This window comes from Mesorhizobium sp. WSM4828, assembly GCF_055811175.1.
Map to the genome: position 1 here is coordinate 1 of NZ_JBVVQK010000112.1, position 449 is coordinate 449.

At 60.4% G+C, this 449-nt stretch carries 1 pseudogene; it reads right to left on the reverse strand.

What is annotated here, in order from left to right:
• A pseudogene (gene groEL / locus AC0L2X_RS32530) lies at positions 1 to 449 on the reverse strand (chaperonin GroEL); the annotation flags it as partial.

The window sequence follows — 449 nt, forward strand, 5'->3', positions numbered from 1 at the left end:
GCGATCTTCAGGCCGCCACGCAGCTTGTTGACGACCAGCGTGGCCAGGGCCTCGCCTTCGACGTCTTCCGAGATGATAACCAGCGGCTTCGAGGTCTGCACGACGGCCTCGAGGATCGGCAACATGGCCTGCAGGTTGGAGAGCTTCTTCTCGTGGAGAAGGATGTAGGCGTCTTCCAGATCCGCAACCATCTTCTCGGCGTTGGTGACGAAGTAGGGCGAGAGATAGCCGCGATCGAACTGCATGCCTTCGACGACTTCAAGCTCGGTCTCGGCGGTCTTTGCTTCCTCGACCGTGATGACGCCCTCATTGCCGACCTTCTGCATCGCTTCCGCGATCATCGAGCCGACCGAAACATCGCCATTCCCGGCGATGGTGCCGACCTGGGCAACCTCTTCCGAGGTCTTGATCTTCTTGGCGTTCTTGATCAGCGTCGCGACGACGTCGGC